This window comes from Sphingomonas sp. FW306-1B-B10E, from assembly GCF_058782005.1.
This window is the reverse complement of the sequence record NZ_JBYSXG010000004.1, coordinates 111,378-128,166: the sequence shown is the minus strand read 5'-3', so window position 1 is coordinate 128,166 and position 16,789 is coordinate 111,378. Positions and strand designations below refer to the sequence as shown.

17 protein-coding genes are annotated in these 16,789 nt (G+C 67.4%); 10 read left to right on the top strand and 7 right to left on the bottom strand.

What is annotated here, in order from left to right:
* Positions 1–179: 179 nt before the first annotated feature.
* The 6 genes from AC3WJI_RS03125 to AC3WJI_RS03100 form a co-directional block, all read right to left on the bottom strand.
* Entirely contained in the window at positions 180–1,193 is a 1,014-nt protein-coding gene (locus tag AC3WJI_RS03125; protein ID WP_492755775.1) for an inorganic phosphate transporter, read from the bottom strand.
* Entirely contained in the window at positions 1,193–2,317 is a 1,125-nt protein-coding gene (locus AC3WJI_RS03120) for a DUF47 family protein (protein ID WP_492755783.1), read from the bottom strand. The genes AC3WJI_RS03125 and AC3WJI_RS03120 overlap by 1 nt, the downstream gene beginning before the upstream one ends.
* 104 nt (positions 2,318–2,421) lie before the next feature.
* The gene (locus AC3WJI_RS03115) at positions 2,422–3,933 is read right to left on the bottom strand and encodes a SulP family inorganic anion transporter (RefSeq protein WP_492755774.1); all 1,512 of its coding nucleotides are present in this window, start codon (positions 3,931–3,933) and stop codon (positions 2,422–2,424) included.
* Positions 3,930–4,622 carry a carbonic anhydrase gene (locus AC3WJI_RS03110; protein WP_492755773.1) on the bottom strand — a complete coding sequence of 231 codons (693 nt, stop codon included), beginning with the start codon at positions 4,620–4,622 and terminating at the stop codon, positions 3,930–3,932. Before AC3WJI_RS03110 ends, AC3WJI_RS03115 begins: the two co-directional genes overlap by 4 nt.
* Before the next feature lie 401 nt (positions 4,623–5,023).
* Complete coding sequence (locus AC3WJI_RS03105) at positions 5,024–6,340, bottom strand: ATP-binding protein (RefSeq protein ID WP_492755772.1); 1,317 nt, start codon at positions 6,338–6,340, stop codon at positions 5,024–5,026.
* Positions 6,337–7,050 carry a response regulator transcription factor gene (locus AC3WJI_RS03100; protein WP_492755782.1) on the bottom strand — a complete coding sequence of 238 codons (714 nt, stop codon included), beginning with the start codon at positions 7,048–7,050 and terminating at the stop codon, positions 6,337–6,339. Before AC3WJI_RS03100 ends, AC3WJI_RS03105 begins: the two co-directional genes overlap by 4 nt.
* 178 nt (positions 7,051–7,228) lie before the next feature.
* Here AC3WJI_RS03100 and AC3WJI_RS03095 point away from each other — a divergent pair, with 178 nt between their 5' ends.
* From AC3WJI_RS03095 to AC3WJI_RS03085, 3 genes are all read left to right on the top strand, one after another.
* The gene (locus tag AC3WJI_RS03095; RefSeq protein WP_492755771.1) at positions 7,229–7,447 is read left to right on the top strand and encodes a hypothetical protein; all 219 of its coding nucleotides are present in this window, start codon (positions 7,229–7,231) and stop codon (positions 7,445–7,447) included.
* 57 nt (positions 7,448–7,504) lie between these two features.
* Positions 7,505–8,830 carry a M20/M25/M40 family metallo-hydrolase gene (locus AC3WJI_RS03090; RefSeq protein ID WP_492755770.1) on the top strand — a complete coding sequence of 442 codons (1,326 nt, stop codon included), beginning with the start codon at positions 7,505–7,507 and terminating at the stop codon, positions 8,828–8,830.
* Between the two features lie 63 nt (positions 8,831–8,893).
* On the top strand, positions 8,894–9,415 hold the full coding sequence (locus AC3WJI_RS03085; protein ID WP_492755769.1) for a hypothetical protein: 522 nt from the start codon (positions 8,894–8,896) through the stop codon (positions 9,413–9,415).
* 39 nt (positions 9,416–9,454) lie between these two features.
* Here the strand turns inward: AC3WJI_RS03085 and AC3WJI_RS03080 are convergent, their stop codons facing one another.
* Positions 9,455–10,456, bottom strand: a complete 1,002-nt coding sequence (locus tag AC3WJI_RS03080) for a LacI family DNA-binding transcriptional regulator (protein WP_492755768.1) — start codon at positions 10,454–10,456, stop codon at positions 9,455–9,457.
* A 126-nt stretch (positions 10,457–10,582) separates the two neighbouring features.
* On the opposite strand from AC3WJI_RS03080, the gene AC3WJI_RS03075 reads away from it, so the two are divergent.
* The 7 genes from AC3WJI_RS03075 (at position 10,583) to AC3WJI_RS03045 (ending at position 16,781) form a co-directional block, all read left to right on the top strand.
* Positions 10,583–11,827 carry an MFS transporter gene (locus AC3WJI_RS03075; RefSeq protein ID WP_492755767.1) on the top strand — a complete coding sequence of 415 codons (1,245 nt, stop codon included), beginning with the start codon at positions 10,583–10,585 and terminating at the stop codon, positions 11,825–11,827.
* Entirely contained in the window at positions 11,824–12,876 is a 1,053-nt protein-coding gene (locus tag AC3WJI_RS03070; protein ID WP_492755766.1) for a sugar phosphate isomerase/epimerase family protein, read from the top strand. The genes AC3WJI_RS03075 and AC3WJI_RS03070 overlap by 4 nt, the downstream gene beginning before the upstream one ends.
* Positions 12,876–14,018: a Gfo/Idh/MocA family protein gene (locus AC3WJI_RS03065; protein WP_492755781.1), complete on the top strand. Its 1,143-nt coding sequence runs from the start codon at positions 12,876–12,878 to the stop codon at positions 14,016–14,018. Before AC3WJI_RS03070 ends, AC3WJI_RS03065 begins: the two co-directional genes overlap by 1 nt.
* Positions 14,015–14,377 (top strand): c-type cytochrome, encoded by a 363-nt coding sequence (locus AC3WJI_RS03060; protein ID WP_492755765.1) that lies wholly within the window; start codon positions 14,015–14,017, stop codon positions 14,375–14,377. Before AC3WJI_RS03065 ends, AC3WJI_RS03060 begins: the two co-directional genes overlap by 4 nt.
* Before the next feature lie 13 nt (positions 14,378–14,390).
* Entirely contained in the window at positions 14,391–15,293 is a 903-nt protein-coding gene (locus tag AC3WJI_RS03055; RefSeq protein WP_492755764.1) for a hydroxypyruvate isomerase family protein, read from the top strand.
* Positions 15,294–15,414: 121 nt separating this feature from the next.
* The gene (locus AC3WJI_RS03050) at positions 15,415–15,945 is read left to right on the top strand and encodes a gluconate 2-dehydrogenase subunit 3 family protein (protein WP_492755780.1); all 531 of its coding nucleotides are present in this window, start codon (positions 15,415–15,417) and stop codon (positions 15,943–15,945) included.
* Positions 15,942–16,781, top strand: coding sequence for a sugar phosphate isomerase/epimerase family protein (locus tag AC3WJI_RS03045; RefSeq protein WP_492755763.1), 840 nt, complete (start codon positions 15,942–15,944; stop codon positions 16,779–16,781). The genes AC3WJI_RS03050 and AC3WJI_RS03045 overlap by 4 nt, the downstream gene beginning before the upstream one ends.
* Positions 16,782–16,789 lie beyond the last annotated feature (8 nt).

The window sequence follows — 16,789 nt, the reverse complement described above, 5'->3', positions numbered from 1 at the left end:
GGTCAGGGGTGGGTGGCGGCGGGCGGGGCTCGATGCCCTGCGCGGCGCCCCGACGCTGGGCAAGCCGAGTCTTTTGAGCGCGCAGACGCGCGCACCCACCCCCAGCCCCTCCCTGTTTGCAGGGAGGGGAGCCATGCTGGCTCAGGCTGGATGGTGGCGGAGGGAAGGCCCAACCCGCCTCAGAACAGCAACGTCACTGCATAGAATCCGGCGCCGACCAGCGCCGAGGCCGGGATGGTGATGATCCACGCCATCACCACGCTCTGCGCGACGCCCCAGCGCACCGCGGAAGCGCGGCGCGCGGTGCCTGCGCCGATGATCGAGCCGGTGATCGTATGCGTCGTCGATACCGGAATGCCGAGCGCCGAGGCGCTGAACAGCACGATCGACCCGGCGAGCGACGCGCTGAACCCCTGATGCTGCGACAGCTTGGTGATCCGCGAGCCCATCGTCTCGATGATCTTCCAGCCGCCGGTCATCGTGCCGAGCGCGATCGCGACATAGCAACTGATCGCCACCCAGTGGGGAACGTGGAACTCGCCGGTCAGGTGTCCGGTCGAATAGAGCAGGACGGTGATGATCCCCATCGTCTTTTGCGCGTCGTTGAGCCCGTGGCTCAGCGAATAGGCGGCCGAGGAGACGAGGTGCAGCGCGCGGAAGCTGCGCTCGGCGGAGCGGGCGGAGGCACGGTGCAGCAGCCACGAACTGACCAGCATCACCAGCATCGCGAGGAACATGCCGAGCGTCGGCGACAGCACGATCGCGAGCAGGGTCTTGTTGAGCCCGCCCCAATGGATGCCGGTCAATCCGGCATGCGCGACGCCCGCCCCGATCAGTCCACCGACCAGCGCGTGGCTGCTCGACGAGGGGATGCCCTTCATCCAGGTCAACACGTTCCAGAACATCGCCCCGCCCAGCGCGCCGAAAATCACCGCGGGGGTGACGACGTCCTTGTCGACCAGGCCCTTGCCGATCGTCTCCGCGACGGCATGGAGCGACGGGATCGCGATGGTGAGGAAATAAGCGGCGAAATTGAACAGGGCCGCGAACAGCACCGCCTGGACCGGCGACAACAGCCGCGTGGCGACCACGGTGGCGATCGAATTGGCGGCGTCGTGGAGGCCGTTGAGAAAGTCGAACGCCAGCGCGACGGCGATCAGGCCGATCAGCAGGGGCAGGGCAAGTTCGTGCATCAGGCGTGGTCGATGACGATGCCGTCGATCTCGTTCGCGACATCCTCGAACGCATCGACGATCCGCTCGAGATGCTTGTAGAGTTCGCGCTCGACGACGAATTTGAGCGTGTCGCTTGCGCCATGTTCCTTGAGCGAGCGCTTGAGCCCGGCGGCGTGGATCTCGTCGGCATGGCCTTCCATGCGGACCAGCCGCTCGGTGAGCTCGTGCAGGCGGTGGGCGTTCTGCGCGACGTTGCGGAGCAGCGGCATCGCCTCGGCGGTGACGCGCGCGGCATCGACGATGATGCCCGCCATGTCCTTCATCTCGGGCGGGAAGCTGTCGACCTCGTACAGGGCGATCGCGTTGACCGTCGCCTGCATCTCGTCGATCGAATCGTCGAGCGCGTTGACCAGGCTGGTGATTGCGCCGCGATCGAACGGCGTCAGGAATGTCTTGCGGACCGTCTGGAGCACTTCGCGGGTGATGTTGTCGGCATCGTGCTCGCGCTCGATGACCTCGCGGATATGCTCGGTGCCCGCCGGACCGCCCTGCAGCAGCCGCGCAAGCGCGTCGGCGCCTGCCACGACCGTCACCGAATGCGCCTCGAACAGCTCGAAGAAATTGCCCGTGCGGGGCAGCAGGCGCTGGAACCAGGCGAACATCGGACCTAACCTCGATTTTTCAGCGACGGCGCCGAGCACGCCGATCCGCTGGGTTGCAGCTTTGAATTCGGATGCGCCGAACGAGCGGATGAGGTCGCGCAGATCGGGCTCTTCGACGGCGTCGGATGCCTCGGCCAGGGTGAACCAGCGGCGCTCGCGCTCGCCTTGTTCCTTCCAGCTGGGAAGCTCGCGGGTCACGGCGAGGGGAAAGACGTCAACGTCCATCATCAGCGAGGCGCCGCTGCCGCGGCGTTTGCGATAGCGGTATGAGCCAAGCGGTGTGGGGCATACCGGGCCGGTCACGCCGGCCTCTTCCTCCGCCTCCTGCGCGGCGGCGACGTGCGGCGCGATCCCGGACATGGAATTGCCCTTGGGGATTACCCAGCGGCCAGTGCCGCGCGACGTGACCAGCAGGATGCGGACCGCGGCGTCGGCGGCCGTGTCATCGGTACGATAGGGAAGGGCGGCAATCTGGCGGATGACGGAGTCCCGGGCTGCCGGCGCAGCGGGCCGGAGCGCCGCAATGGCTCCAATCCCGTTGAAATTCAAGCGGGAGTGCGCGGCTGGCGCACTCCCGCTCGGGGTTAGGCGGCGAGGGCGGCGAACCTGCCGGTCGCGCCGTCCAGTGCGACTTCCGATCCGCTCGCCCGGCGGCGGGCCGCCCAGTCGCGGATCAGCTCGGCGCAAGTGTGATCCACTGCCGAGCAGCGAGTCAGGTCGAGCCGGACGGGTGCGCCGCCGGGTACCGCGTCGAGCTTCGCCGACAGCTTGGGCAGTGCGACGAAGGTCGCTGCACCGTCGAGGCTGATCGTCCGCTCGCCGGCGTCGTCGTGCTCGTTCACCTTGAGCCGCAGCTTGCGGAGATGCGGCACCAGTTCGAGCAGCGACAATGCGATGCCGACCAGCACGCCGGTGAGCAGGTCCTCCGCCACCACAAGAGTCAGCGTCACGGCCCAGATCAGCACCGGCAGGACGCCGTAATCCTTGAACAGGTGTTTGGCGTGGCTGAAATTGACCAGCCGCGCGCCGGTGACGACCAGAACCGCGCCGAGTGCCGCCATCGGGATCTCGCGCAGTAGCCAGGGCAGCAACGCGACGAAGCCGAGGATCCACACGCCGTGGAGGATCGCCGACAAGCGCGAGGTCGCGCCGGCCTGGACGTTGGCCGAGCTGCGAACGATCACGCCGGTCATCGGCAACGCGCCCGCTGCGCCGCACAGCAAATTGCCGACGCCCTGCGCACGCAGCTCCTTGTTGTAATCGGTGCGGACGCCATCGTGCATGCGGTCGACCGCCGCCGCCGAGAGCAGGGTCTCGGCGCTCGCGATGAACGCGATCGCGAGCGCGGCGGTGAGGATCGCCGGGTTGCCGAACTGACTGAGGAAACCACTCTGCGGAAGCGAAACCGCAGCGGCGATGTTCTCCGGAACGGTGACCTTGGTGACATCGAGGCCGAGCAACCATGCCACGAGGGTGGCCGCGACGACGCCGAGCAGCGCGCCGGGCACCAGCTTGAGGTTGGCGGGACGCAGCTTCTCCCAGCCGATCATTACGGCGATCGTGGTGAGGCCGAGGATCAACGCTAGCTCAGCGGCGCGCAAGTCGGGCGAGAGCCCGAGCAGGCGGCCTGGCATCGCCATGAGGTTCTCGATCCCGCTCGACAACGGCTTCTCGTCGAACAGCACATGGAATTGGCCGATAACGATCAGCACGCCGATACCGGCGAGCATGCCGTGGACCACCGCGGGCGAGATCGCACGAAACCAGCCGCCGACGCGGAAGACGCCCGCCATGACCTGGATGACGCCGGCGAGCATGAGGATCGGGCCGAGCGCCGACAGGCCCTGGTCGCGAACCAGTTCGAAGACGATCACCGCCAGGCCGGCGGCGGGGCCGCTGACCTGGAGCGGCGAGCCGGCGAGCGCGCCGACGACGATGCCGCCGATGATCCCGGTGATCAGGCCTTTTTCGGGCGGCACGCCCGAGGCGATCGCGATGCCCATGCACAGCGGCATCGCGACGAGGAAGACCACGACCGAGGCGGTGAGATCGCGCGCGAACCAGCCGCTCGCGCGCGTTTCGGTGGCGCTACTCATTCGGCAGCTTCCAGCAGGGTTTCGCTGGCGAGACGCTGCGCCGCGGGCTGTGCCACCGGCAGCTCTTCGCCCTCGGTCAGCGGTACGAAGCGACCGGTGCGGCCGTCGAGCGCGAGCACTTCGCCCGCGCCAATGTCGAAGAACCAGCCGTGCAGCGCGATCTCGCCGCGCGCGATGCCGGCGGCGACCGAGGGGTGGGTGCGCAGGTGGTTGAGCTGCGCGACGACGTTCTCGAGGCTGATCGCGCGGACGCGCTCGCCATTCTCCATCTCGGGATAGCCTTCGTTGACCACCTGCTCGGCGGCACAGCTATGCTTGAGCCAGGCGGCGACGTTGGGCATCTTCTCGAGCCCGGCGGGATTGGCGACCGCCTTCATCGCGCCGCAGTCCGAATGGCCGCAGACGATGATGTCGCGGATGCCGAGCACCATCACGGCATATTCGACCGTCGAGGTGACGCCGCCATTCTGCATCGCATAGGGCGGGACGATGTTGCCGGCGTTGCGGCAGACGAACAGGTCGCCGGGGGCGGCCTGCATGATATGTTCGGGCACGACGCGCGAATCCGCGCACGAGATCATCAGTGCCTTGGGATTCTGTCCGTGCGTCGCGAGTTTGGAATAGAGGTCGCTCTGGCCCGAAAACACTTGTTTCGAGAAGCCATAGACCCGTCCGATAAGCTCATTCACAATCCTGCTCCGTCACAAGCCCGCAGGGGGAGGCGGGCACTAAACCAGATAGTGGCGTGACTTTGCTGCGGCGCAGCGCTTGTGTAATGAATTATTGCTGCACAGCGGCGAGATGTGCGCGAGTCGGGCTCCGATTGAACAGCGTGGGACAAGTCGATCGCCAACCTCTTGGTTGGTTCTCGAAAGGACGGAATTCCGCGACTCTTGGCCGTTTTCCGGGGGCCGAAGTTGCGAAAGTTGCGGTTCTGGCACGCTGACAACTTAGCTGCGCGAGGGCCGACGCCGTGCAAGAGGAGGAGGTCGTGCGAACGCGCCGTCATGCGCGAACGGAAGCAGACCAAATCCTACATTTCCAGCCAATCCTTGTGTTGCCGTGCGCCGACCGATGCTGCCGCTAGAGCTCATCCGTCCTGCGGCGGGAGGCGGATCTCGGCGCGCAGGCCGCCTTCGGGCCGATTGCTCAGCCTGAGTGTACCGCCTTCCGCCTCGACCGCGCGGGCGACGATCGATAGCCCCAGCCCGAAGCCGATCGTGTCGCGGGCGCGGGCGGTGTCGAGGCGGACGAAGGGCTGAAGCGCCTGTTCTAGGCTTTCCTCGGGGATACCGGGCCCGTCATCCTCGACGCGCAAGATCGTGCTGCCCTCGCAATCCTCGAGCGTCAGCCAGACGCGATCGCCATAATGCAGTCCGTTCTCGACGAGATTGCCGAGCGCACGCTTGATCGAAACCGGGTGCAGCGTGCGCTCGCAATGGTCGGGGCCGGCATAATCGACCTCATGGCCGAGATCGCGCGCGCCGTCGGCGATCGTCGCGCAGATCACTGCGAGGTCGACTGCCTGGCGCGGCTCGCCATTGGCCTCGCCGGCGAGATAGGCGAGCAGCGAATCGATCATCGTCTGCATCTCGACGATGTCGGTCTCCATCTCTTCGCGCATGTCGGCGTCCGGGATCGCGTCCGCACGCAGCCGCAGCCGCGCCAGCGGGGTCCGCAGATCGTGGCCGACCGCGGCGAGCGCCTGGGTGCGGTCGGTAAGCAGGCGGTGAATGCGCGCCTGCATCTGGTTGAAGGCGTGGATGACGCGGCGAACCTCGCGCGGACCGGCTTCGGGCACTTCCTCGATATCGCCGCCGCCGACGCGTTTCGTCGCGGTCGCGAGCCGGCGCAGCGGCAGCAGCGTCTGGCGGACGAGCGCGCCGCCGATCAGGATGATCGCCACCGCCGGCGCGAGCGCGAGCAGGATCCGCTCGGGCGAGAAGCTGAGATCGTGCACCGGCTCGCGCGTCGCGAACTTCATCCAGCTGCCGTCGGGGAGCGTCGCGCTGCCGACGATTACCGCGTCGCGCGCCGGCCCGACGAGCTGGAGGCGCAGGCTCGCCGGCTGAAGGCTCGGCTCCCAGGCGATGACCTGGCGGTGGATCCGATCGAGTGGCGTCGCTCGCGCGCTTGCGGGCAGAGTCGCGCTCCACGCAATCTTGTACCGCGTGGTGGTGAGATCGGTGGCGAGCGCAGGTCGCTCGGCGGCGGGATGCTCGGCGAGCAGCTTGCGCGCAATGACGAGATGCTCTGCGAGTCGGCGGGCCTCGTCGTCACGGACCGAGAGCTGGCTCGCGCGCTCGTAGAAAAAAGTGCTCGCGCCGAATTCGATCAGGATCGCCAGCAGGAGGATCGCGAAGATCCGCCCGATCAGCCCCAAAGGCGCCCTGACCAGCCGCTTCACTCGCGGGTCACGGGCGCGTTGAACATATAGCCGACACCCCGCACCGTGACGATCGGCGGTTTGCCGCCGGTAGCGGTAAGCTTGCGGCGCAGCCGGCTGACCAGCACGTCGACGCTTCGGTCAGAGCTGTCGCCGAGCCGGGTTCGGGAGAGCTCGATCAGCCGCTCGCGCGCGATCACCCGGCCCGAATGGTCGCACAGGCTGACGAGCAGGTCGAACTCTGCGCCGGTGAGGTCGACCACCGCGCCGGTCGGCGACAGCAATTCGCGGCGCGGCAGATTGAGCGTCCAGCCGTCGAAGCGGAGCAAGCCGAGGCTGCGCTGCTTGTCCTCAGCCTTGCCGCCCTCGCGGCGCAACACCGCGCGGATCCGTGCGATCAGCTCGCGCGTGCTGAACGGCTTGGTGAGATAATCGTCGGCACCGAGCTCGAGCCCGACGACGCGGTCGGTCTCGCTGCCGCGCGCCGAAACGAAGATGATCGGCACCTGGCTCTTTTCGCGCAGCATCCGGCACAGGTCGATGCCGCTGGTGCCCGGCAGCATGATGTCGAGGATGATCAGGTCGACGGGACCGGCCTCGAGCGCGACCCACATCTCGGCGCCGGTCGCGGCGGGGCGGACGGTAAAGCCGTTTTCCTGAAGCGCGCGGGACGTGAGGGTCCGGAGCGGCGGATCGTCTTCCACGAGGATGATGGTCGGGGCGGTGGTCATCGTCGGGGTTGTATACTGCAACATCGCCGCGGGACCTAGGAAGCCGCGATAGGCGGGTCAACGCGCCGGACATGCCGCAATGCGCGAAACGCTGCGCAGCAATATTTCCTTACGAAAAAGGCGGCGAGCAGCAACGCGCGTGCCGTAGCGCGCAGGCAAGTCTTCGAAAGGAACTGCCATGTTCATGATGCTGATCGCCGCCGCCGTTTCCGTCCAGCCGGCCGCGGCCGACCAAGTCCAGTACCGCTCCTACGATGTCGCGGGCGCGCTCCAGCGCGGCTGCACCGTGCAGCGCGTTCACATCGCCGGCGGCAAGGCCGAGCATGCGCCGATCATCCGCTGCCCGGCCAATGCCACCGAAGCCAAGGACGCGCGTCGCGGACCTGCCGGCGCGTAACCGGGTCCCGGCGGCGGCGCAGTTGACCTGCGGCGCCTGCCGGGACAGCGTGCACGGATGAGCAGGACCAAGCGCAAGTTCATCCTTCCGATCGCGGCAGCCCTCTTGGCGCCGACCGCAGCCGCAGCGGCGCCTGACGGGCTGTCACGCGCCGAACAGGTGATGGCGCGCACGGTGGACGCGCGGTTCGAGCAATCGGTGGCGCTGCTCGGCCGGCTGGTCGACCAGAATAGCGGCACGCTCAACCTCGAGGGCGTCACGAAAGTCGGCGTGATGATGCGCGCCGAGCTCGAGGCCCTGGGCTTCACGGTCAGCTGGAAGCCGATGGCCGAGGTCGGCCGCGCCGGCCATCTCATCGCGGTCCATCGAGGCGCGAAGGGACGCAAGCGCATCCTGCTGATCGGGCATCTCGACACGGTGTTCGAGCCGAGCTCGCCGTTCCAGAAGTTCGTCCGCAAGGGCAATCTCGCCGAGGGACCGGGGGCCGGCGACGACAAGGGCGGGATGGTCGTGATCGTCGCCGCGCTTCAGGCGATGCAGGCGGCGGGGACCCTCGACGGCGCCAATATCGAGATCCACTTGACCGGCGACGAAGAGGATTCGGGCAGCCCGACGGCGATCTCCCGCGCCGACCTGATCGCGGCGGGCAAGCGCGCCGAGGTGGCGCTCGATTTCGAAGGGCTGGTCCGGCAGGACGGCAAGGACATGGGCTCGATCGCGCGACGCTCGGCGATCGACTGGCGAGTCACCGCGACCGGCACCACCGGCCATTCGTCGCTGATCTTCACCCCGCAATATGGCGACGGCGCGATCAACGAGCTGACGCGCATCCTGGCGGCATTCCGCAAGGAACTGCCCGAGCCGAACCTGACCTTCAACACCGGCGTGATCGCCGGCGGCGCGCGCGGCGCGATCGACGATGGCGGCAATGCACAAGCCGCTGGCAAGACCAACATCATCCCCGAGACCGCCGTCGCGATCGGCGACTTCCGCACGCTCAGTGAAGAGCAGACGCAGCGGGTGCGTGCCAAGATGGAAGCGATCGTCGCGGCGCACGCGCCGGGCACCGATGCGAAGATCGTGTTCGGCGAAGGCTATCCGGCGATGGCGCCGACAGAAGGCAACAAGGCGCTGCTGGCGAGGCTCAACATGGTCAATCGCGATCTCGGGCTCGCCGAAATGGCGGCGCTCGACCCGCTCAAGCGCGGCGCGGGCGACATCTCGTTCGTCGCATCGGACGTCGACAGCCTGGCCGGGCTCGGCACCTACAGCACCGGCGACCATGCGCCCGGCGAGACGGTCGACCTCGACAGCATCCGCCGCCAGGCCAAGCGCGCGGCGATCCTGATCAGCCGGCTGAGCGGGGAAGCGGCCAAAGGCTAGCGGCCGGCATCGTGCCTGCCTCCGCGCAACCCTTTTGCAAGACAATTTCGCGATAAGGAGACGGTGAACGCATTCACTCCGATTGCGGGGACGCCGGACGAGGCGCGCTGGAGCGCTGCCACGAAAGCGGTCGACGCGTGGCGAGGCGCAGCGCTGCAATGTTTCGCGCACGCCGAGGTGGCGGTGAGCGAAATGCTGTTGCTGATGGCGGCGACGCAACGCGCTGGAACCGGGATTCAGCTGCGGCACCTGATTGGCCAGCGCTTTGAAGACCTTCGGGTTGCGACGGGTCCCGACGGGCCGTTCGCCAAGGAAGGCAAGAAGGCTGCTGCAGCGCTCGCTGCCTTTCATCCGCACGAATCGCTTCGACCGTATCTCTGTCATGGGATCGCCAAGGTTGCGATCGATAGCCAGGGACAATGGCTGGTAATGCTGAAGGTCCTTACCTTTCGCGGCCGAGAGGCGGAGCGAAGCTGTAGAGCTTTCGATCGGTCCGACGCCGAGCGCACCCTCGCCGAATTGCTGGATGCGGGTAAGCAGCTCGAATATGCCCTACAGTCGTTGCGCGCGCGCGTCGCCGGCTAGGCCGGGTCGCCGGACACGGATGCGCATCTAACGATCGCCTCAATCCCGCGCGGGTCCGGTGCTGTTGCGGACGATCAGCTCGTGCGGCAGCGTCACCTGGCTTGCCGGGCTCTCGACGTCGCGCAGGATGTCGACGAGCAGTTCGACGGTGCGGCGGCCGATCATGCCCTTGGGCTGCGAGATCGTGGTGAGCGCCGGCTGGAAGAAGCGGGCGAGGGGAAGGTCGTCGAAGCCGATCACCGACACGTCGCCGGGGCAGGACCGCCCCGCCGCGGCGATGGCGCTCAGGGTTCCCATCGCCATCTCGTCGCTGAAGCAGAAGATCGCGGTCACGCCCGCGCCCAGCAGCGCCTGGGTTTCCTCGAAGGCAGACCGCGCCGAATAGTCGCCGGTACGAATGTCGAGCCGGTCGCGCAGCCCGTGGCGCTCCGCGGCCCGTACCGCGCCCGCCAGTCGATCGCGGCTGATCGGGCTGATCGGAGGTCCGGTGATCAGCCCGATGTCGCGATGGCCGAGCGCGATCAAATGCTCGACCGCGTCGTCGCTCGCCGCGGCATTGTCGATATGCACGCTCGGCACGCCGAGCTCGGGGCTGTATTCGCAGCCGTTGACGATCGGCGCGGCGGGGCCTTGGCGCGACAGCAGGGGCGCCAGGCTTTCGGGCAGGCGGTGGCCGAGGAAAATCAGCCCGTCGACTTCGCGGCGCGACAGCATCTCGGCATATTGGTCCTCGACTGTCGGGTCGTGGCGCGTGTCGCCGACCACCACCGCATAGCCCGCGTCGCGCGCGGCTTCCTCGGCGCCCCGTATGACGCTGGCGAAGAAGGGGTTGGAGATGTCAGGGACGGTGAGCAGGATCTTGGCGGCGCGCAAGGTGCGCAGGGTCCGCGCCGCGACATTGGGCGCGTAGCCCAGCGACGCGACGACTTCGAGCACACGCTGGCGCGTCTGCTCGGCCACGCGCTCGGGCTGGCTCAGCACCCGCGAGACGGTAGCGGTGGACACGCCGGCCATCGCGGCAACTTCGATGATCGTCGGCATCGGCTCCTTCCTGTACGGTGTCGCGCGGCGTGTCGACCGATATCCGATGTAATCCTTTACATCATCTGTCGACCTGCGTAGCCTGTGATTCGACAGGCAGGAAGCCTGCACGAAGGGGAGGGCTGGATGGCCACGCAAGGTGCGTCGACGATTGCCGCGGGAGCGCCGTCAGGGCTGCTGACCGGGCGCCTCAGTGCGCTGATGTTCATGCAGTTCTTCGTCTGGGGCGCCTGGCAAGTGACGCTCGGGCTGGTGATGCAGACCGTCGGCATCGGCCATCTCATCGCCAACGCCTTTTCGGTCGGCCCTATCGCCTCGATCGCGGGTTCGTTCCTGCTCGGCATGGTCGCGACGCGCTATCTCAGCCCGAAGATGCTGATGGTGGTGCTGCACCTGGTCGGTGGCGCGATCCTATTCGTGCTGCCTTCGCTGGTCACCCCCGAGCATGGCGAGACCATGGTCTGGGTGCTGCTCGGCTATCTGATCCTCTACATGCCCACGGTCGGGCTCGCCAACACGATCGCGCTCAAGAGCTTCGGCGAGCGTGTCGACAATTTCCCGTTCGTGCGCGCATTCGGCACGCTCGGCTGGATCGCCGCGGGGCTGATCATCGGCTGGCTCGGCCTCTCCGCCAGCCCGCAGATCTTCACGGCGGCGGCGCTCGTCTCGATCGCGCTCGGCCTCTACAGCTTCACCTTGCCCAATGTCGCGCCGGACGCGCCGAGCGGTGACAGCGTGCTGCGCCAGGTGTTCTGCGTCGAGGCGTTCGGGCTGATGCGCGAGCGATCGTTCCTGGTGTTCATCGTCTGCGCGACGTTGATCTCGATCCCGCTGGCGATGTATTACGCCTATGCCTCGCCCTATGTCGGCGCGACCGGCATCGAGAATGTCAGTGGCACGCTGGCGATCGGGCAGATGTCCGAGCTCGGCTTCATGTTCGCGATGCCGCTGCTGTACCGCCGCTTCGGCGTGAAGCCATTGCTGCTGGTCGGCATGGCCGCCTGGGCGCTGCGCTACGCCCTGTTCGCGATCGGCGACGGCGGCGGCGCGCTCTGGGCGGTCTATCTCGGCGTTGCGCTGCACGGCGTGTGCTACGACTTCTTCTTCGTCGCCGGGGCGATCTACACCCAGACGATCGCGCAGCCCCGGGGCGTCAACGCGCAGGCACAGGGCATGCTGACCCTGTTCACCTACGGCGTCGGGATGCTGCTCGGCTCGCAGATCGGCGGATTGCTGTACGCGCAGCTTCCCGCACAGCCGAGCATCGCCGACTGGCATCAGATGTGGTGGTATCCCGCCGCGGCCGCCGCGGTGATCGCGCTGATCTTCCAGATCACCTTCCGAGGCGAGCGCAAGGGAGCCGTGGCATGAAGGCGATGAAGGGGCCGGGGATCTTCCTCGCCCAGTTCCTCGGCGACGCGGCGCCGTTCGACACGCTCGACAATCTCGCGCAGTGGGCGGCGGGGCTCGGCTATGTCGGGGTGCAGATTCCCTGTGATCCGCGGCTTATCGACTTGTCGACCGCCGCCGAGAGCCAGGATTATTGCGACGATCTCAAGGGCCGGCTCGCCGAGCACGGCGTCGAGGTCACCGAGCTGTCGACGCATCTCCAGGGGCAACTCGTCGCAGTGCATCCCGCTTATGACACCTTGTTCGACGGGTTCGCGCCGGCCGAGCTGCACGGCAAGCCGGCCGAGCGCCAGGCCTGGGCGGTCGAGCAGGTCAAGCTCGCGGCGAAGGCGAGCGCGCGGCTCGGGCTGAAGGCGCACGCGACGTTCTCGGGCGCGCTGGCCTGGCCCTATGTCTATCCGTGGCCGCAGCGTCCTGCCGGACTGGTCGAAGAGGCGTTCGCCGAGCTCGCGCGGCGCTGGGTGCCGATCCTCGACGTGTTCAAGGAAGCGGGCGTCGACTGCGCCTATGAGATCCACCCCGGTGAGGACATCCACGACGGCGCGACCTGGGAGCGTTTTCTCGCCGCGGTCGACAATCATCCGCGCGCGCGGATCCTGTTCGATCCGTCGCATTATGTGCTGCAGCAGCTCGACTATCTCGACTTCATCGATCGCTATCACGACCGCATCTCGTGCTTTCACGTCAAGGACGCCGAGTTCAACCCGACGGGACGCTCGGGCGTCTATGGCGGTTATGAGAGCTGGGTCGACAGGGCCGGGCGTTTCCGTTCGCTCGGCGACGGGCAGGTCGACTTCTCGGCGATCTTCAGCAAGCTGTCGCAGTACGATTATGCCGGCTGGGCCGTGCTCGAATGGGAGTGCGCGCTGAAGAATTCGGAGGATGGCGCGCGCGAGGGCGCACCCTTCATCCGCGATCACATCATCCGCCGCACCGCGCGCGCGTTCGACGATTTCGCCGCGAGCGGCGCCGACCAGACGGCGATCCGCGCCTTGCTCGGGCTTTCGTGATGCAGCCGCTGCGGCTCGGCATGGTCGGCGGCGGCGAGGGCGCGTTCATCGGCGCGATCCATCGCCGGGCCGCGGCGCTCGACGGCGACTGGCGGCTGGCGGCTGGCGCTTTCAGCACCGATCAGGGTCGCAACGCCCGGACGGGCGATGCGCTCGGGCTTGCGTCGTCGCGGGTCTATGCCAGCTTCGAGGCGATGCTCGCGGGCGAGCAGGCCTTACCAGCCGGCGAGCGGATCGACGCGGTGGCGATCGTCACGCCGAACCATCTCCACGCACCGATGGCGATCGCTGCCCTGAACGCCGGCTTCCACGTCTTCTGCGAAAAGCCGATGGCGATGAGCGTCGCCGAGTCCGAGGCGATCGCCGCGGCCGCCAAGGCCAGCGGCAAGCTGTTCGCGCTCGCCTTCACCTATAGCGGCTATCCGCTGGTCGAAGAGGCGCGCATTCGCATCGCGCGTGGCGATTTCGGCAAGATCCGGCTGGTCCAGGTCGAATATCTCCAGGGCTGGCTCAGCCTGCCGATCGACACCGAAGGCAACAAGCAGGCCGAATGGCGCACGGATCCGGCGCGCGCCGGGCTCGGCGGCTGCCTCGGTGATATCGGCACGCACGCCTTCCAGCTCGCCGAGCATGTATCGGGCCTCGAGGTCGAGTCAGTCTCGGGCGAGCTCACCACCCATGTCGCGGGTCGCCGGCTCGACGACGATGTCAGCGCCTTGCTGCGCTTCGCCGGCGGCGCGCGCGGCACGCTCAAGGCGAGCCAGGTCGCGGCGGGCGAGGAAAACGGGCTCAAGCTGCGTATCCATGGCGAACGCGGCGGACTCGAATGGGCGCAGATGGAGCCCAATACGCTTACGCTGCGCTGGCTCGACCGACCGGCCGAGACGGTCCGCGCCGGCGGGCCCGGGCTCGACGCGCGCACGACCGCGTTGCTGCGGACACCCTCGGGACATCCCGAGGGCTATATCGAGGCTTTCGCGACGCTCTATCGCAGCTTCGCGGCGGCAATTCGCGGCGAGGGCGACGGCTGGTATCCGGGCGTCACCGACGGATTGCGTACGATGCGGTTCATCGAAGCCGTGATAGCCAATGCGGCATCGGACCAAAAATGGACCCTGGTTGATTCGGGAGAGACAGAGTGAAGCTTCTCATGTGCCTGACCGCGGCGACGGCGTTCCTCGTCACCGCAGCGCCCGCCGCCGCGCAGACCGCGCCGCCGCCAGCCTTTGCCGCGTGCAAGGCGTGCCACACCGTCCAGAAGGGCGCCAAGAGCGGCGTCGGGCCTAATCTCAACGGCGTGGTCGGCCGCCCCGCGGCGTCGCTGCCAGGCTTCAATTACTCCGCCGCGCTCAAGGCCTCGAAGCTGCGCTGGGACCAGGCGACGCTCGACCAATTCATCGCCGCGCCGACCAAGAAGGTTCCCGGCACGCGCATGCCGATCGGCATGGCCGACCCGGCGAAGCGCGCCGCGATCATCGCCTATCTCCAGGGCGCGCGCTGAGCGTGCCCCGCGCGTGACAGTCTCGCGCCGCACGCTGCTCGCCGCCGGCGCAGCATCGACCCTGGCGCCGGCGCTCGCCGGCGCCCAGTCGAACGCGGCGCGTTTCTCGCTCGGTTTTGCGCCGCACGAGGGCAGCTTCGCGAGCCGCGGCGGGTTGATCGAGCAGATCGCCTTCGCTGCCGACCAGGGCTTTACCGCCTGGGAGGATAATGAGGCGAGCAGCCGCCCGGTCGCCGAGCAGGTGCGGATGGCCAGGGCGCTCGCCGACCGTGGCATGACGATGGGCGTGTTCGTCGCGAGCATGCCCAAATGGGCGCAGTCGCGGCCTTTGCTCGGTGCCAATGACGGCGCCGAGCGCGAGGCGTTCCTCGCCGACATCCGCGCGTCGATCGACGTAGCGAAGCGGCTGAACGCACGGCACATGACCGTGGTCACCGGCTTTCTCGATCCCAAGGTGCCGCTCGACATCCAGACCGCGCGCGTGATCGACGTGATGCGCCGTGCAGCCGATATCGTCGCGCCGCACGGCCTGGCGATGGTGATGGAGCCGCTCAACACGCGGACCAACCATCCCGGCGTCTACATGCAGTCGATCGCGCAAGGCTATGCCATCGCGCGCGGGGTGAACAGCCCGGCGGTCAAGATCCTCGCCGATCTCTATCACGAGCAGATCCAGTCTGGGAATCTGATCCCGTCGCTCGACATGTGCTGGAGCGAGATCGGCTATATCCAGTTCGGCGACAATCCCGGCCGCAACGAGCCGGGGACGGGCGAGATCAACTTCGCCAATGTGGTCAGATGGCTGCGCGCCCGGAAATATCCCGGTGTCATCGGAATGGAACACGGCAATTCGATCAAGGGTCGCGCGGGCGAGGATCGCCTGGTCGCGGCCTATCGGGAGATCGACCGGTCATGAGCGCCGAAGGCACGAACATCGAATTCAGCAAACCACGTCCGCCCAGGGTGGCGGCCATCGGTCTGGGAGGAACCAAGTGATCGAGATCAACCGCAGGACTGCGCTGGCCGGCGTGGTCGGCATGTTCGGCGCGTCGGTGTTCGCGCCGATCGCGCGCGCCGCCAAGGCCGGGCAGGCACCGGGCATCCCCGTGATCAGCGAGGGTCCCCCGAGCGTGGCGGTGTTCACGCCTGCGCAGCGCGAACTGGTCACGGTGCTCAGTGAGCGCGTGATCCCGACCACGGACACGCCGGGCGCGATCGCCGCGGGCGTGCCGGCCTATATCGAGAAATTGCTCGCCGACTGGTCGTCGCCCGAGGATCGCGTGCCGATCCTCGCCGGGCTCGCCGCGGTGGAGGCGCGCAGCCAGCAGGACTATAAGGTCGCCGGCGCGAAGGCGACGCCGGAGCAGCAGGACGCTTTGCTCACGCTCGCGATGAACGACCAGATCCCCTCGGGCAAAGACTTTTTCGAGGCATTCCGCCAGCTCGTGATCACCGGCTATTACACCTCGGAGATCGGCATCACCCAGGAGCGCGAATATCTGCCGGTGCCGGGCGAATATAACGGCGCCTTCCCCTATTCCCAGGTCAACAAGGTCTACAGCTCATGATGGTCAGCCGCAGAACTCTCCTCGCGGGCGCCGGCGGCGTCGCCGCGCTCTCGCTCGTCGATCTCAAGCCGGCATCCGCGGCGCAGCTCAGCAAGATCGGCATCCAGCTCTACACCGTACGCGACATTTTCCAGAAGGACCCCGTCGCCACGCTCGAGCAGATCGCGCGGATCGGCTATCGCGAAGTCGAATATGGCGGCGGCGGGTACGATACGATGGACCACGCCATGCTGCGCAAGACCACTGACCGGCTCGGGCTCAAGGCGCCGTCGGTGCATATCGGCTATGACGCGCTGCTCGGCCATTTCGACAAGTCGGTGGCGATGGCCAAGACGCTCGGCGCCGACACCGTGGTGCTGCCCTACATGACCGACGAGCACCGCACCGAGGCGGGCTGGACCGCGGCATTGCCCAACTTCAATCGCTTCGCCGCGGACCTCAAAAAGGCCGGGCTGGGCTTCGCCTATCACAATCACGATTTCGAGTTCACCACCAAGCCCGGCGGCACCAGCCTGTACGACCGCTTCCTCGCGGCGACCGACCCGGCGCTCGTCAAGATCGAGCTGGATCTGTACTGGGCGGCGCATGCCGGCGAGAGCCCGGCGGCGCTGATCGACCGTCTCGGCAGCCGGATCTACGCCTATCACGTCAAGGACATGCGGCCCGATCGCAGCATGACCGCGGTCGGGCAGGGGACGATCGACTTTGCCGGGCTGTTCAAGCGCAGGGGCAGCGCCGGCGTCCGCCATTTCTATGTCGAGAACGATGAGGCGCCCGCGCCTTACCTTCCCGACATCGCCACCAGCTTCCAGACGCTGCGCAAGCTGCGTTACTGATCCGAATA

Coding starts and splice junctions, on each gene's coding strand:
- AC3WJI_RS03045 (WP_492755763.1), top strand. CDS start 15,942: ATGATGGTCAGCCGCAGAACTCTCCTCGCGGGCGCCGGCGGCGTCGCC.
- AC3WJI_RS03075 (WP_492755767.1), top strand. CDS start 10,583: ATGGCCACGCAAGGTGCGTCGACGATTGCCGCGGGAGCGCCGTCAGGG.
- AC3WJI_RS03070 (WP_492755766.1), top strand. CDS start 11,824: ATGAAGGCGATGAAGGGGCCGGGGATCTTCCTCGCCCAGTTCCTCGGC.
- AC3WJI_RS03115 (WP_492755774.1), bottom strand. CDS start 3,933: ATGAGTAGCGCCACCGAAACGCGCGCGAGCGGCTGGTTCGCGCGCGAT.
- AC3WJI_RS03100 (WP_492755782.1), bottom strand. CDS start 7,050: ATGACCACCGCCCCGACCATCATCCTCGTGGAAGACGATCCGCCGCTC.
- AC3WJI_RS03065 (WP_492755781.1), top strand. CDS start 12,876: ATGCAGCCGCTGCGGCTCGGCATGGTCGGCGGCGGCGAGGGCGCGTTC.
- AC3WJI_RS03095 (WP_492755771.1), top strand. CDS start 7,229: ATGTTCATGATGCTGATCGCCGCCGCCGTTTCCGTCCAGCCGGCCGCG.
- AC3WJI_RS03090 (WP_492755770.1), top strand. CDS start 7,505: ATGAGCAGGACCAAGCGCAAGTTCATCCTTCCGATCGCGGCAGCCCTC.
- AC3WJI_RS03125 (WP_492755775.1), bottom strand. CDS start 1,193: ATGCACGAACTTGCCCTGCCCCTGCTGATCGGCCTGATCGCCGTCGCG.
- AC3WJI_RS03050 (WP_492755780.1), top strand. CDS start 15,415: ATGTTCGGCGCGTCGGTGTTCGCGCCGATCGCGCGCGCCGCCAAGGCC.
- AC3WJI_RS03080 (WP_492755768.1), bottom strand. CDS start 10,456: ATGCCGACGATCATCGAAGTTGCCGCGATGGCCGGCGTGTCCACCGCT.